Below are 15,380 nucleotides of genomic sequence, written 5' to 3'. Positions count from 1 at the left end.
GAGCTGCCTCAGCCCAACCTACGGCATCAGGCAAACCGCCGTAGGTTGGCGCTGAGCGCCGCGAAGCCCAACACCCCTCACGCTCAACCCTTCGCTCGCGATTCTTCCAGCAGCCGCTCGATCTCCCCGTGCAACCGCTCGGTCGCCCCCGCGCGGTCGATCCACCATTCGGTGGACCAGACGCGCAGGAGCGTCCAGCCCAGACCCTGGAGGATGGCGCTGCGGGTCTTGTCGCGGTCGCGGGCGGTGGCGGCGCTGTGGTAGGTGGCGCCATCGCATTCGATGCCCACCAGGTAGTCGCCCGGCCGGTCGGGATGGACGATGCCCAGGTCGATACGGAAGCGCGACACGCCGATCTGCGGCACCACCTGCCAGCCCTTGGCCTGCAATGCCTGGGCCACGGCTTCCTCGAAGGGCGAATCGTGTCCACCCAGCGACCCCTTGACCGCGGCGGCCAGGGCCTGGGGACCGCGCTGGGCGAATTCCAGGAACAGCTTGAGATCGCGCACCGCGCGGGCATTGGTGCGATTGAGGTCGATCAGCCCCGGATCGAAGGAGGAGAACACCAGCATCTCTCGCCGCGCCCGGGTCACGGCGACGTTGAGGCGGCGCCAGCCACCGTCCTTGTTCAACGGACCGAAGTTCATCGACATCGTATTGGCACCGGGCTCGGTGGGACCGAAGCCGATGCCGAGCATGATCAGGTCGCGCTCGTCGCCCTGCACCGTTTCCAGGTTCTTCACCACCACCGGCTCGGCCAGGTCTTCGGCGAAGTGCGCCTCGATCTCCGGGTGCTGCTGGCGCGCGCGGTCGAGCAGGTCGGTGACCAGGCGCTGCTGTTCGCTGTTGAGGGTGATGATGCCCAGGCTGAGACCGGCGAAGGCCGGATCGAGCAGGCGCTTGACCGCCTCGGCGACCATGGCCTGGGCTTCGAGGGCGTTGTGGCGACCCTTGCCCTTGGCGTAGACGCCGTCCACTCGCCGCCATTCCACCGCGCTCGGGCGGATCTCCGGGGCAGGGAAGGTGATCAGCTTGCCGTCGTAGTAGTGATGGTTGGAGAAGGCGATCAGGCTCTCGTGGCGACTGCGGTAGTGCCAGTTGAGACTGTGGCTGTAGATGCCGGCACCCAGGCATTCGTCGAGGATGCTTTCCAGGTCCTCGGCGGTGTCGTCCTCGCCGGCGGCGCGATCGAAGAAGCGCGTCGGCGGCATCTGCCGGGGATCGCCGGCGATCACCACCTGCACGCCGCGGGCGATGGCGCCCACCGCGTCCCAGGGGGCGATCTGCGAGGCTTCGTCGAAGATCACCAGGTCGAACAGGCCGCCGTCCGGGGGCAGGTACTGGGCGATGGACAGCGGACTCATCAGCATGCAGGGCGCCAGCCGCGCCAGGGCGTCGCCCATTTCCAGGGCCAGCTGGCGCAGTGGCTTGTGCCGCCGCTGCTTCTGCAGTTCGTGCTTGAGCACGGCGAAGCCGCCGCCCTGGCGCGCCGCGTCGTTCTTCGGTGGCAGTCCGTGGCAGAGCAGGGCGCGGATATGGCGCACGGCAAGGGTCTGCAGGCGATCGTCCAGCCGGCGATAAGCCTGGATATCGCTCTCGTGCTCGGCCGGGACGAAATCGCGCAGCAGCGGCTCGGCGTCCAAAGCGGTGGCGGCGAACCAGCGGGCATAGGCGGTCTCGAACAGGGTCGTCAGAGCCTCGGCCGAGGCGGCCGTGGCGCGGGCGATCAGCGGTGCCAGGCCGAGGGCGTCGGCCTCTTCGCGGACGCGCTGCCAGTCGCACCAGGCCTTGAGTCGACCGGGTTGCCGCAGCAGCGCGGCAGCGGTACGCACCAGCTCGGCGGCGGCGGTGTCACCGGCCAATCCCGCCTGCGCGGCGAATGCCTGGCGGGCGGCTTCGGCCGCGTCGAGGGCCTCGGCGAAGGCACCGCTGGCCGGGGCCAGGGTGGTGTCCACCGGCTGGTCCTCGGGATGCTGCAACCGGCGCGCTGCCGCCTGGCGCAGGGCCAGCAGCTGTTCGGGGGTTTCCGCCAGGGTCGGCAGCGCCGCGCTCAGCCTTTCCGCCAGGCTGCGGCGAACGAGCAGGGCGTCGAGGTCGCTGGTGACGCCCTGCCAGCCGGTGATGCTGCCAAGGGTGGGCGCCAACTCGTCCAGTTCGGTGAGCAGGGTGCGCTGGCGGCGCAGCCGCGGCAGGTCGGCGGCCACATCGGGCTGGCCCTGGGTTTCGCCCTGGCGGGCGAGATCCTGGGTGACCTGGCGCTGGGCGCGGCTGGCGAAGATCCAGAAGCGCTGCCCGGCGGCGTCCCAGGCGGTTTCCAGCTGGGTCAGGGCGACGCGGCGACAGGCTTCGGCGGCATAGGGCACCGACAGCTCGCGCTCCAGCATCTGGTAGTCACGCAGCAACTCCAGGGCGCGTCCCAGCTGGCGCTGACGCTCGGCGGCGCCAGGCCCGAAAGCGAAGGCGAGGTCCTGGCCGGCGGCGCTCTGCAGCAGCTCGGCGAACTCCAGCAGGCGCCGGGGCGCGACCTGGTCGGCCAGCGGCAGGCCGAGGACGTCGCGCAAGCGTTGCCGCGCCTGCTGTAGCCCCTGCTGGGTGTCGCGCAGCCGTTCGGCGGCGCTGACCAGGGCATCCTGCCAGGCGTTGGACCAGGGGTGGGCCGGCAGGAGGGCGAAATCGACCGCCAGGCTGCGGCCGGTCTCGGCATGCAGCGCCAGGCGCCGCACGGCGCTGCGCAACTCGGCCAGGCCCTCGGTGTCATGGGCGTCGGCGTTGGGCCAGGCCAGACGCGGGGTATCGGGGGCGGCGTCGCGCAGGACGCGACCGATGCTCTGCTGCAGCGTCAGGCCGTTGGGCCAGCGCCGGTGCAGGCGCTCGACCACCGAATTGAGGCGATCGCGCAGGCGTTCCACTTCGGCGGCCTCGGCCAGCCATTCCTCTTCGTCGAGGCCGTCGCGGGTGTCCCAGGCGCGCTCCAGCTGCTTGAGCACCTCGGCCTTGGAGGCCTTGCTCGAATGCAGTTCCAGGCAGAACTCGCCGAGTCCCTGGGCCTCCAGGCGGCGATAGACCACGTCCAGGGCCGCGCGTTTCTCGGCGACGAACAGTACCCGCCGGCCGAGCGCCAGGTTGTGGGCGATCATGTTGGCGATGGTCTGGGACTTGCCGGTGCCGGGCGGGCCGTCGAGGACGAAATCCTGGCCGCTGGCCGAGGCCAGCACCGCCGCCAGTTGCGAGGAATCCGCCGGCAGCGGGGTGAAGAGTTCGGCCGGGGTCACCTGGCGATCCAGCTCGCGCTCGCGGGGAAAGCTGCCGCCGCTGAGGTAGGCGCCGGATTCCGTGGTGCGCTCCAGCAGGTGCCGCACCAGCGGGCTTTCCATCAGTTGGTCGCTGCGCTCGGTGAGGTCCTTCCACATCAGGTACTTGGCGAAGGAAAACTGGCCGAGCAGCAACTCGCTGCTGACCTCGAAGCCGGGCAGGTCGCGCACGGCGCGGCGGACCTTGGTCCAGATCCCGTCCACGTCGATGCCGTTGCCATCGCCGGGCAGCGGGCCATCGAGCCCGGGAATGTCCAGGTCGAAATCGTGGCGCAGCAATTCCAGCAGGGTGAGGTTGAAGCGCGGTTCGTCCTCGAACAGATGCAGGGTGATGCCGCTGGCGGCGCTCTGCCGTTCCAGGCGCACCGGCAGCAGGATCAGCGGCGCGCGGTAGTGCTTGGGATCGTCGGCGGCCTTTTTCCAGCGCAGGAACCCCAGCGCCAGGTAGAGGGTGTTGGCGCCGCCCTCGTCGAGATCGCTGCGGGCACGTCGATAGAGTTCCACCAGGGCCGCGTCCAGCCTGGTCGCATCCAGGGGGGCGACCACCTCGCCGCGGGCCAGGGCGCCGCGGGCGTATTCGTCGTCGAGATTCTCGTGTTCGCGGGCCTCGTGCAGCACGGCGTCGCGCCCGCTCACCGCCAGATCCGGCAGCGGCACCAGGCGCAGCGCCCGGCCCTCGGCCAGGCGATCCTCCAGCGCTGCCGGCTCGGGGCAGAGCAGGGGCACGCTGCGGGCATTGTCCGGCACATGCAGCAGGCGATTGCGGGTGGTGAGATCGAGCAGCTTGCGCTGCCACAGCGCCAGGCGCCCGACCGGGGTGGTCGGTGCCGTTTCGATGTCCACGTCGAAGGCCGGCAGCGGCGGGGCTTCTTCCAGGGCTTCGCCTGGCAGCAGCAGACCGTCCAAGGGGGTGGCAGGCTGGCCGGGCACCGCCAGCGGGCGAATGCGCTGCAGGCGGGCACGACGAACGTCCAGCGCCAGTACGAAGGTCTCGTCGTCCAGCTGCCGCTCGGCCAGTTGCATGGCCTGGCTGAAGGACGGCGGCGGCGAGGCGGTGGCCTGGGTGGTCTCGAAGACCAGCAGGTCCTTGAGCGCCACCCGCTTGCGCACCGGCTCGGCGTCGTCGGTGAGCAGCTGGGCGAACTCCTGGGGCTGCAGCCAGACCCCGGCGAAGGCATGGCCGCGGGTGATGACCAGCAGCGGATTGAGGCCGGCCTGTTCCAGCGCCGCGCAGGCGAGCAGGGCGAGATCCAGGCAGGTGGCCAGGCCGCCGTCGAGGATGGCGCCCGGGGTGCGGATCTTCTGGCCCTGGCGCTCGAAACTGGCCGGCGGCACCGCATAGGTCAGCTGCAGGCCGCACAGCGCCGACCAGAGCGCCGAGCCCAGCTCCCAGACGCGCCGCCGCGAGCCGCTCTCGTACCCGTCCAGCGCGGTGGACTTGCCGGCGCGCCGCAGTACCTCGGCGGCCGCGCCCAGCAGGCGATCCACCGCCGGATCGTTGGGCATGACGAAGGCCGCCGCCAGCTCGGGCATGCTGTCCACGCCGCCCCACTGGTTGCGCGCCAGCAATTCGACCGGATAGCGCCGCGTCTGCAGGATCGTCTCGCCCTGGCGCACCGTGAAGGTCAGCTGGGCGACCAGGCTCTCCTGCAGGCTGCCGAGCAGGGCGGCGTCGAATTCGAGGTCGCGATCATCGAGATGGAGGGTGCCCTGGGGATCCAGGCGCTCCAGGTGCCAGGTGCGCGGGACCACGAAGGCCGGCTCGGCCGTGACCGTCAGGCTGAGGTCGGCGAGGGATTCCCGGCCGCTGTGGGTGAGGCGCAATTCGCGCAGCACGGGCACCGCGTTCTGGTGCGCCGCGAAGCCGATCTTGCCGGCCAGCACCAGTTCGACATCCACGCTCATCGCCTACCACCCTTGCTTATTGCCTAAGGTAGATGAATGTACAGTAGTGGGCGGGTCGATGCAGCCCATAGCCCGCCTGGGCAAGCGGAAAAAGTCCTTTGGTGACGGGCGGTTGCGTGGTCTGAGCGATAGGTCGCGGTTCAGGCCGCCGGGGTCGGGAAGACCAGGCTGAAATGGATGCCCCGCTCGTCCTGCTCGACCTCGGCACGGCCACCGTGCAGGCGCATGATCGCCGCGACGATGGCCAGGCCCAGGCCGTTGGAATCATGGGGCTGATGACGCGAGGGATCGGCGCGATAGAAGCGGTCGAACAGCCGTTGCAGATGCGCCGGCGCCAGGGCGGGGCCGGTGTTGCTGACGCTTATCCGGCCACCGTCCGCCTGCAGGCGGATCTCGCCATCCGGCTCGGCGTAGCGAATGGCGTTGGCCACCAGGTTGCTCAGGGCCCGGCGCAGCATCAGCGGATCGGCGACCACCTGGCCGTCACCGGCCACCACCAGGCGCAGGCCGCGCTCGTCGGCCGGGCCTTCGAAATAGTCGGCGATGCGCGCCAGTTCTTCGTCCAGCTGCAGTGGCTGCGGGGTCAGCACCGCCTGGGCGTCGTCGGCGCGGGCGAGGAAGAGAATGCTTTCCACCAGCCGCGAGATGCGCTCCAGCTCTTCCAGGTTGGAGGCCAGCAGCGTCTGGTAGTCCTCGCTGCTGCGTACCTGGCGCAGGGCCACCTCGGTATGGCCCATGAGGGCATTGATCGGGGTGCGGATCTCGTGGGCGAGGTCGGCGGAAAACTGCACCAGCCGGCCATAGCCGTCGGCCAGCCGCGCCAGCATGGCGTTGTAGTTTTCCACCAGCGGCTGCAGCTCGCGCGGGGCATCGGCCAGCTCCAGGGGCGCGGCCAGCCGGGTCGGGGTGATGCCGCCGGCATGGCGGGCGATGCGCCGCAGTGGCGCCAGGCCGCGCCGCAGCAGCAGATAGCCGAGCCCGGCGGTGGCGAGGAAGGCCAGGGTCACGGCGCCGAGCAGGCCCAGACGGAAATCGGCCAGGGTGGTGTCCTCGCTGCGCAGCACATGGGCGGCGGTCAGTTCCACCGGACCTTCGGCGGTGTTCACCGCGACCCGGGCCGCACGCCAGCGGGTCCCGTCGGCCAGGGTGCCTTCGCGCAGATCGGCCCGTGTCGGTCGCCGCGTCTGCGGCACCACGGCCAGGTCGGGGAGGGCGATCTGCAGCGGGTTGGAGGCGATCACCGGCTTGGCGCCTGGCGTGCCGATGAGAAAGACGTCCTGCTCGTTGCCCAGCATGTTGGCGAACAGCTGCGGACTGTGGCCGAGGGTCTCCAGGGACAGGTCGGTACTGAGCAGGCTGCGAAAATGCGCCAGGCGCCCGAGCAGGGCGTAGTCGGCGCGCTCCAGCACGGTACGTTCCAGGCTGTGGTAGAGAAAGGCGCCCGCGCCGCCCACGGCGAGCAGCGCCACCAGGGCGAAGCCCAGGGTGGCGCGCAGGATCAGCGAGGGTGAGCGCACGCTCAAGGCCGCACCTCGCAGACGTAGCCGATGCCGCGCACGGTATGGATCAGCTTGACCGGGTAGGGATTGTCGACCTTGGCGCGCAGCCGCTTGATGGCCACGTCCACCACATTGGTGTCGCTGTCGAAATTCATGTCCCAGACCTCGGCGGCGATCAGGGTGCGCGACAGCACCTCGCCCTCGCGGCGCAGCAGCAGGTGCAGCAGGGCGAATTCCTTGTTGGTCAGGACGATGAGGTCGTCGCCACGGGTCACCCGCCGCCGCAGCAGGTCCAGCTGCAGGTCGGCCAGGTGGAAGTGCTCGGGCTCGCGCACCACGCCGCGGCGCAGCAGGGTGCGGATGCGCAGGAGCAGCTCGACGAAGGAGAAGGGCTTGACCAGGTAGTCGTCGGCGCCCAGCTCCAGGCCGCGGATGCGGTCCTGCAGGCCGTCGCGGGCGGTGAGGAAAAGCACCGGCACGTCGAGCTTCTTGCGCAGGACTTCCATGATCTGCCAACCGTCGATGCCGGGCAGCATGACGTCGAGGATGACCAGGTCGTAGCGGCCGTCCAGCGCCAGGTGCAGGCCATCGGCGCCATGCTGGGTCCAGTCGACCGCGTAGCCGGATTCGCCGAGGCCCTTCTTCAGGTACTCGCCGGTCTTCTGGTCGTCTTCGATGAGGAGAATGTGCATGGCGTAATGGTAGGGCCTCCGGTCGCTCGGCTGGGTGACATTTTTGTCATTCGCCGGTCATCTTGCTGACCCCCCACGCGTCGCACTGTGGCGGGGCGATTCCCTATCCCAGGAGGCTTCATGCGTACCCAGACCCTGCTCCGCGGTTCCCTTGCCCTGCTGCTCGCCGGCAGCGCCCTGCTGGCCCAGGCCGCGCCCATGCCCACCGTCAAGCCCATGCGTGGCACGGTGGACAGCGTCCAGGGCGACACCCTGGCCTTCACCACCCGCAATGGTGCCCACCAGACCCTGATGCTGGACGACAAGACCAGCTACCGCGCCGTGTCCAAGGCCGACCTGGATCGCATCGAAGCCAACAGCTTCATCGGCTCCGCCGCCACGCCGCAGCCCGACGGCACCCTCAAGGCGCTGGAGGTGACGGTGTTCGAGGCCAGCCTGCGCGGCTCCGGCGAAGGCCACTACGGCTGGGAAAACGCCGATGGCAGCACCGGCACCATGACCAACGGCACCGTGGGCGAACTCAAGAAGGCCAACGGCCGCACCCTGACCGTGCAGTACAAGGGTGGCGAGAAGCAGCTGGTGGTGCCGGAAGACGTGCCCATCGCCTATGTCGAGAAGGGCGACCGCAGCCTGCTCAAGCCCGGCGCCAAGGTGGTGCTGTTCCCCGCCGAAGACGGCAAGCACGCCAAGGGCGTGGCCATCGGCAAGGACGGTTTCACCCCACCCATGTAAGAACCTATTCACGGTCTGCTGCGCGTCGGCCAAACTGTGTCGAAAATGTCCTGGGTCGCCAGCCCGGTCGGAATGCTCATTTATCGCTCGTAAACCCGAGCGCGGGTCCGATCCGCTTCCTCAGCCATTTTCGCCTTGTTTGTCTCTAGCTCGCGAGATCGTGAACAGGTTCTAAGACCTCAGGCGGTCGGGCGACCGACCGCCCCCATCTCGCGGTGAAGAGGGAAATGTCATGACCACCTCGCGACGGCGCCTGGTGCACCGCTGGCCGGTGCGCCTCACCCATTGGCTCAACGCCCTGGCGATGCCCTGCATGTTCATGAGCGGCTGGGCGATCTACAACGCCTCGCCGCTGTTTCCCTTCACCTTTCCCGCCTGGGCGACCCTCGGCGGTTGGCTGGGCGGCGCCATCGCCTGGCATTTGGCGGTGTTCTGGCTGCTGGTGGTGAACGGTCTGGTCTATCTGCTCTATGGCCTGTTCAGCGGCCACTTCCGGCGCGATTTCCTGCCCCTGTCGCCGCGCACCATCGGCCGCGACTTCGCCGCCGCCGTACGGCTGCGCCTCGGCCATCACCTGGGCACCTACAACGCCGTGCAGCGTCTGCTCTACTGGGGCGTGCTGGCGCTCGGGGTGCTGGTGGTGCTCTCAGGGCTGGCCATCTGGAAACCCGTGCAGTTGCAGGGGTTGGCCGCTCTGCTCGGCGGTTTCGACACCGCCCGCTACGTGCACTTCTTCGCCATGGCCGGCATCGGTGCCTTCGTCGTCGTGCACCTGGCCCTGGTCATCCTGGTCCCCCGCACCCTGCCGCCGATGATCACCGGTCGGGCGCACGAGGAGGTTAACGATGAGTCGGCGTGAACGCCTGCGCCTGGAACCGGCGCAACAGCGGCAGGTGGAAAATCTGCAACGGCGGCTGCTGCTCAAGCAGGGCCTGACCGTGGGTGCCCTGGCGATGCTCAGCGGCTGCAACCTGCAGGACGGCGACAGCGTCGACAAGGTGCTCTGGTCGATGTCGCGCTTCAACAACCGCGTGCAGGCCTGGCTGTTCGGCCGCGAGCGCCTGGCGCCGACCTATGCCGCCAGCCAGATCACCAACCCCTTTCCCTTCAACGCCTTCTACCCCGAATACAACGTTCCGGAAGTGGACCTCAGCGACTATCGCCTGGAGGTCTCCGGCTTGGTCGCCAACAAGCAGGCCTGGACCCTGGAAGACCTGCGCCGCCTGCCGCAACGGGCCGACATCACCCGCTTCATCTGCATCGAAGGCTGGAGCGCCATCGGCCAGTGGGGCGGGGTGCCCCTGCGCACCTTCCTCGAACGCATCGGCGCCGACACCAGCGCCAAGTACGTCGGCTTCAAGTGCGCCGACCGCTACTACTCCAGCATCGACATGGCCTCGGCGCTGCATCCCCAGACCCTTCTGGCGCTGGATTTCGGCCAGGTGGCCCTGCCGCCGGACTACGGCTATCCGTTGCGCCTGCGGGTACCCACCAAGCTCGGCTTCAAGAATCCCAAGCACATCCAGGCGCTGTTCGTGACCAACGACTATCCCGGCGGCTACTGGGAAGACCAGGGCTACAACTGGTTCAGCGGGATCTAGGGGCAACGTCTGCTGCGCGTCGGCCGAACTACGTTGAAAAGACCCTGGGTCGCCAACCCGGTCGAAATGCTCATTTACCACCCGTAAACTGCGCTTCCTCAGGTCTTCTCGCCGTGTCTGGCTCTAGCTCGCGAGACGTTGACTAAGCTTTTGATGGCGGAACCCCGGCCTGGAGGTAGAGTCGAGATACCACCATCCTCTACCGGGAGCTCCCCTCATGTCCGCTCATCCCTCGATCGGTTTCATCGGCTTTGGCGCCATGGCCCAGCGCATGGGCGCCAACCTGCGCGAGGCCGGCTACGCGGTCAGCGCCTATGCCGAGCACCAGCAGGACGGCGAGCGCCACGGCACGCCGATGGAATCCCTGGCGACCCTGCTGGCCCAGGCCGAGGCAGTGATCGTCTCCCTGCCCAACGACGCCACTCTCGAACAGGTACTGCTCGGCCCCGACGGCGTGCTCGCTCGCCTGGAAAGCGGTCGTCTACTGATCAACACCAGCACCAACTCGCCGGCGCTGTCGCTGCGTCTGGAAGCGGCCGGCAGGGCTCGCGGCATCGCTGTGGTCGAGGCGCCGGTGTCCGGTAGCACGCCCGAGGCGGAGAAGGCGCAGCTGGTGGTCCTGGCCGGCGGCGAGCCCGAAGCGGTGGAGCGGGCGCGGCCGATCCTCGACGTCCTGGGCAAGACCGTGCACCACGTCGGTCCGACCGGGCAGGGCGCGGCCATCAAGCTGGCCATCAACGGCCTGATGGGCGCCGGGCTCGCCGCCCTGGCCGAGGCGCTGGCCTATGCCACCCGCGCCGGCCTGGATGCCGAGGTGCTGTTCGAGGTGTTCGGCGACCTGGCGGTGCTCTCGCCCCATCACCAGCGCAAGCTGGCGGCGCTGCGCGACGGCGACTTCGCCCCGCAATTCCCGGCCGCGCTGATGCACAAGGACATGGGCCTCCTGCTGGCCGAACTCAACGCCACCTTCCAGGGCGCGCCGACCCTGGCCGCCGCGGCGCAACAATTGGCGCTGGGCGCCGAGCTGCATCCGGATGCCGATTACCTGATCACCGCCGACGTCCTGCTGGAAGAGGCCGAGGACGCCGCCACCCGCTGACGGACTTGGCCGCACGTGCAAGCGTGCGGCCAAGGACACCTCAGGCGTCGGCGATCCCCAGGACCCTGGCCGTTTCGGCGCGACTCTGCCGGCAGGCCGCAGCATCGGTCTTCAGGTCGATGCCATAGGTCGGCAGGATGCGTCGCAGCGCCGGCAGCCAGGCGTCTTCGGTGAGGCGCTCCGGGAAGCAGGTTTCCAGCACTTCCAGGGCGATGGCCGCCGCCGTCGAGGCGCCGGGCGAGGCGCCGAGCAGCGCGGCGATGGATCTGTCCGCGGCGCTCACCAGTTCGGTGCCGAATTCCAGTTCACCCTTCTTGCTCAGCAGGCCATGCTGGCCGGTGGGCCTGATGGTCTGCACCCGCTGCCCGGCCACGGCTTCCTGCCAGTCGCGCTTTTTCGCCAGGGGGAAGAATTGCCGCAGCATGGCGAATTGCTGGCTGGAGCTCTGGAAGATCTGCCCGATCAGGTATTCGGTCAGGTCGATGTTGTCCTTGGCCACGTTCAGCAGCGGCAGGATGTTGTCGTGACGTAGCGAGGTGAAGAGATCGGTCAGGGCACCGTGCTTGAGAAAGCGCGAGGAAAAGCCCGCATAGGGCCCGAACAGCAGCGAGCGCTGGCCGCCGACGATACGCGTATCCAGGTGTGGCACCGACATGGGCGGCGAGCCCGAGGGCGCCTTGCCATAGACCTTGGCCTGGTGCCGTTCGGCCAGCGCCGGGACGTCGCAGCGCAGCCAGATGCCGGAGATGGGAAAGCCGCCGAAGCCGTGACCTTCCGGAATGCCGGACTTCTGCAGCAGCGGCAGCGAGCCGCCACCGGCGCCGATGAAGACGAACCTGGCGGTGACCTCCGTCCGGCCGCCGTGCTCGACGTCCTCCACCGTCACCCGCCAGCGACCACTGTCGGTACGCGCCAGGTCGACCACCCGCTGGTGATAGTGCACGGCGAAACCGGATTGTTGACTGAGCTGGCGCACCAGCAGGTGGGTGAGGGCGCCATAGTCGACGTCGGTCCCGGTCACCATGCGGGTCGCGGCCACCGGCTCGTCGGCGCTACGCCCCTCCATGATCAGCGGTGCCCACTGGGCGATCTGCGCCCCGTCTTCGCTGTATTCCATGCCGTGATAGCAGTGATGGGCGCTCATCGTCCGATAGCGCTCACGCAAGAAGGCGACGTTTTCCGCCCCCCAGACGAAACTCAGGTGCGGGCAGGCATGGATGAAGGCCTGCGGATCGGCGATGGCGCCCTTGCGGACCAGATGGGCCCACAACTGGCGCGAGAGATCGAACTGGGTATTCACCTTGAGCGCCTTGGCGATATCGACGCTGCCGTCGTCCCGTTGCGGGGTGTAGTTCAGCTCGCAGTTGGCGGCATGGCCGGTCCCGGCGTTGTTCCAGCCCTGGGAGCTCTCCTGGGCGCAGTCGTGCAGACTCTCGAACAGGGTCACGCTCAGGCTGGGGTCGAGTTCCTTGAGCAGGGTGCCTAGGGTGGCGCTCATGATGCCGGCGCCGATCAACACGACGTCGGGTGAATCCGTGGAAGATAACGACATGCCAGGTTCCTCGCGGTCAGGGGTTTGATGGTGGCGCAATACGACTGGGCGGCCGAGCGGCCAACAGGCCATGGCGCGCTCCTGCAACCGCTCTGATCTGCCTGGGCTCGCGGCTTGCGCTTCGCGAACGCCGGTTATGCTAGAGCAGGGTGGTCAAGGCGATGCCCAAGGCGATACCCGGGATGGCGACCAGGGTGCTGAACAACACGCTCCGTGCGGCGTCCTCGGTATAGACGCCATGGGCCATCGCTAGGGTGGGCGCCGCCGTGGCGGCCGGTAGCACGCCGACCAGGAAGACCTGCCGGAGCAGCTCGCCCTGCAACCCCAGGGCCAGGCCGGCACCCAGCATCACCAGGGGTTGCAGCAGATTCTTCAGCACCACATTGAGCCCGATGTCGCGATCAAGACGCGGTTGGATGCCGGACAGGATCAGGCCCAGGGTAAACAGCGCGACGCCCCCGGCCGCCCGACCTATCTCGTCCGTCGCCGTCACCAGCAACTGGGGCAGGCGGATACCCAGCAGCACACAGAGCAACCCCAGCAGCGGCAGGATCACCAGCGGCTGGCGCAGTGCCTGGCCAAGTGCCTGGCGGGCGCCCCCGCCACTGAGCAGCAGCAGCGACAGCGGGATGACCACCAGTGTCACGATCAGATTGCCGACGATCACCGCCAGCACGGCGGAAGGCCCAATGGCGGCGGTCAGCACTGGCGGCCCGCAGTAGGCCATGTTGGGAAAGGCCACCGTGATGCCCCGCATGGCGCCTTCGCGCCAGGTCCGTTCACCGCGGTAGCGGCCGAGCAGCAGGCCCAGCAGCCAGGAGCCGATGAGTCCGGTAGCCAGGGTCGCCACATAAGGCAGGTTGAGAATCTGCTCGGGGCGGGTGTGGGCGGCGGCGAGGAACAGGGCGATCGGCAGGGCGAAGGTGACCACGAAGGTCGCGAGGGGCTTGCTCGCGGTCTGCGGCAGCACCTTCCAGCGGCCGGCACACCAGCCCAGGAGGGTAACGAAGACGATGGGGGCGAGTGCCTGGGAAATGGTCTCGATCACGGGCGAGGCCCCACAGGTGCCAGGAACACGCCGAAAGACTGGCTGAATGGCGCTGGATCATCGAATAACAACGAGGCATCCGAAACTCCCGTGCCCGCCCGGATGCGGGTCTTCGATTGAGATGTTCATCGCTGCCCAACCCCGCCTAGGACTGTACCAAGGTACAGGCCGTTACGCCTGAAGAGCTCTGCAATGCAGGTTTACCCTTCCCGTGGGGGCAGATGGAAACATTGTTTATATCTCGTGGTGCGACATTTTGTCTCATTTGGACCTTTGTCGAATTCCCCGGAAGGTCTCTCTGTGAGTTCTCCGATGGCGGCGGTAGACCGCCCGCCCAGGTGGGTGCAGCGCCAGCCAGCGTCCGCTAAGCTGGCCCTGGCCAGGCCCGGTACTGGCGTCCAGCGAAAGTGCTCGGTGCAAGGAGACGGCATGACAGCGACCACCCCACGCTTCTGGCATGATCCTGCGCTGCCCTTTCTCGAAGCCCGTTCCATCCAGGACGGGCGCGCGCTCTGCTATGCCCCGCATTCCCACGAAACCTTCTCCATCGGTACCGTGCTGGGTGGCCGCAGTCGCTATCACAACGGCTCGACCCGCGAAGTGGTGGGGGCGGGCACCCTGGTGCTGATGAATCCCGGTGATGTCCATGCCTGCAATCCGCAGGGCGAGGATGCCTGGCGCTATCGCATGCTGCACGTGGACGCCACCTGGCTGGCCGACCTGCAGCGTCCGGGCGCCGACGACTTCCAACCGCTGGCCGTACAGCTATCCCATGACGGCCAGCTGTACGCCGGGCTGGAAGCGCTGCATGCCTGCCTGATCGATCCGGATAGCCTCACCCTGCAGCGCCAGAGTCAGGCGCTGCTGTATTTCGAGGCCGTACTGGCTCGCCTGGGTCGTACAGCGGTCGCGGCGGCCCGGGCGCGCGAGGATCGCCGCCTGAGGCGCGCCGCCGAATTTCTCGATGCCCACTGTGGCGAGGGCGTCAGCCTTGACCAACTCAGCCAGGTGGCGGATCTCTCGCCCACCCAGCTGATTCGCAGCTTTCGCCGGCGCTATGGCCTGACGCCCCATGCCTACCTGATCGACCGGCGCATCCGCCTGGCGCGACAACGCCTGCGTCAGGGCGATGGCCTGGCGGAGGTCGCCCTGGCCACCGGCTTCGCTGACCAGGCTCATCTGCAACGCACCTTCAAGCGTCTGGTGGCGGCCACCCCCGGTCAGTATCGCGCCGCTTCAGCCCTCCCATAACAGCGAAGCGGCGCAAAGCACCAGCAACGCCGCGAGGGCGCGATTGAGCAGGCGTAGGCGACCTGGCGTCAGGGCGCGGCCACGCAGCCATTGGCCGGCCATGGCCCAGCAGGCCAGGGAGGCGAAGCAGATCACCAGGTAGAGGCCGGCGAACAGCGCCAGGCGTCCGCGATCTTCACCGACGAACAGCGCCACCCCGGCCGCGGCGGCGAGCCAGGCCTTGGGATTGAGCCACTGCAGCAGGGCGCCGTCGCGAAAGCCCGGGCAGGCCGACATCGCGCTGCTGGCGAGATCCCCCGAGGCCCGTGCCAGTTTCCAGGCCAGGTACAGCAGGAAGAGGGCGCCGGCCACGCGCAGGATCCAGAGCGACGCCGGCCAGGCGGCCAATACCTCATGCAGGCCGAGGCCGACCGCCAGCAGCAGGACGACGAAGCCCAGGGTGGCGCCGGCGACATGCCACAGGGCCGGTCGCCAGCCGTGGACAAGGCCGGTGTTGAAGCCCACCAGATTGACCGGGCCAGGAGAAAGGGACGCCACCAGGGCAAAGGCGGCCATGGACAGGATCAGGGTCATCGCGAGGTCTCGACAGTTGTGGAGACCTGAACCTAGCGAGGGTGACTCTTGGCAGTATTGAAGAAAATGACCCTGTTGGCCCGACGAAAGGCGGGAATTCGCAGCGCTTCGCTGACG

Annotated in this window: 11 protein-coding genes; 5 read left to right on the top strand and 6 right to left on the bottom strand. The window is 68.4% G+C overall.

Annotated features, from left to right (window positions below):
- Positions 1–83: 83 nt before the first annotated feature.
- The 3 genes from RCF34_RS06000 to RCF34_RS05990 form a co-directional block, all read right to left on the bottom strand.
- Complete coding sequence (locus RCF34_RS06000; protein WP_308707325.1) at positions 84–5,216, bottom strand: DUF4011 domain-containing protein; 5,133 nt, start codon at positions 5,214–5,216, stop codon at positions 84–86.
- Positions 5,217–5,356: 140 nt separating this feature from the next.
- A complete protein-coding gene (locus RCF34_RS05995) occupies positions 5,357–6,739 on the bottom strand; it encodes a heavy metal sensor histidine kinase (RefSeq protein WP_308707324.1) in 1,383 nt (460 codons plus the stop codon).
- Positions 6,736–7,407 (bottom strand): heavy metal response regulator transcription factor, encoded by a 672-nt coding sequence (locus tag RCF34_RS05990; RefSeq protein WP_093254533.1) that lies wholly within the window; start codon positions 7,405–7,407, stop codon positions 6,736–6,738. Before RCF34_RS05990 ends, RCF34_RS05995 begins: the two co-directional genes overlap by 4 nt.
- A 120-nt stretch (positions 7,408–7,527) precedes the next feature.
- Here RCF34_RS05990 and RCF34_RS05985 point away from each other — a divergent pair, with 120 nt between their 5' ends.
- From RCF34_RS05985 to RCF34_RS05970, 4 genes are all read left to right on the top strand, one after another.
- Positions 7,528–8,139 (top strand): hypothetical protein, encoded by a 612-nt coding sequence (locus RCF34_RS05985; protein WP_308707323.1) that lies wholly within the window; start codon positions 7,528–7,530, stop codon positions 8,137–8,139.
- Positions 8,140–8,371: 232 nt separating this feature from the next.
- Positions 8,372–8,998 carry a cytochrome b/b6 domain-containing protein gene (locus tag RCF34_RS05980; RefSeq protein ID WP_308707322.1) on the top strand — a complete coding sequence of 209 codons (627 nt, stop codon included), beginning with the start codon at positions 8,372–8,374 and terminating at the stop codon, positions 8,996–8,998.
- Complete coding sequence (locus RCF34_RS05975) at positions 8,985–9,740, top strand: molybdopterin-dependent oxidoreductase (RefSeq protein ID WP_308707321.1); 756 nt, start codon at positions 8,985–8,987, stop codon at positions 9,738–9,740. The genes RCF34_RS05980 and RCF34_RS05975 overlap by 14 nt, the downstream gene beginning before the upstream one ends.
- 217 nt (positions 9,741–9,957) lie before the next feature.
- Complete coding sequence (locus RCF34_RS05970) at positions 9,958–10,839, top strand: NAD(P)-dependent oxidoreductase (RefSeq protein WP_308707320.1); 882 nt, start codon at positions 9,958–9,960, stop codon at positions 10,837–10,839.
- A 40-nt stretch (positions 10,840–10,879) separates the two neighbouring features.
- Here the strand turns inward: RCF34_RS05970 and mqo are convergent, their stop codons facing one another.
- On the bottom strand, positions 10,880–12,391 hold the full coding sequence (gene mqo / locus RCF34_RS05965; protein WP_308707319.1) for a malate dehydrogenase (quinone): 1,512 nt from the start codon (positions 12,389–12,391) through the stop codon (positions 10,880–10,882).
- Positions 12,392–12,530: 139 nt separating this feature from the next.
- Entirely contained in the window at positions 12,531–13,439 is a 909-nt protein-coding gene (locus RCF34_RS05960) for an AEC family transporter (protein ID WP_308707318.1), read from the bottom strand.
- A gap of 429 nt (positions 13,440–13,868) precedes the next feature.
- Between RCF34_RS05960 and RCF34_RS05955 the strand changes: the two genes are divergently transcribed.
- Positions 13,869–14,690, top strand: coding sequence for an AraC family transcriptional regulator (locus RCF34_RS05955; RefSeq protein ID WP_308707317.1), 822 nt, complete (start codon positions 13,869–13,871; stop codon positions 14,688–14,690).
- Here RCF34_RS05955 and RCF34_RS05950 read toward each other — a convergent pair.
- A complete protein-coding gene (locus RCF34_RS05950; RefSeq protein ID WP_308707316.1) occupies positions 14,676–15,263 on the bottom strand; it encodes a LysE family transporter in 588 nt (195 codons plus the stop codon). The genes RCF34_RS05955 and RCF34_RS05950 overlap by 15 nt on opposite strands.
- Between the last annotated feature and the right edge of the window lie 117 nt (positions 15,264–15,380).

Source organism: Pseudomonas sp. 102515 (genome assembly GCF_031085165.1).
Classification (GTDB): domain Bacteria; phylum Pseudomonadota; class Gammaproteobacteria; order Pseudomonadales; family Pseudomonadaceae; genus Chryseomonas.
Note: the sequence above shows the minus strand (reverse complement) of the source record. Positions and strands in the feature narration are given on the sequence as shown.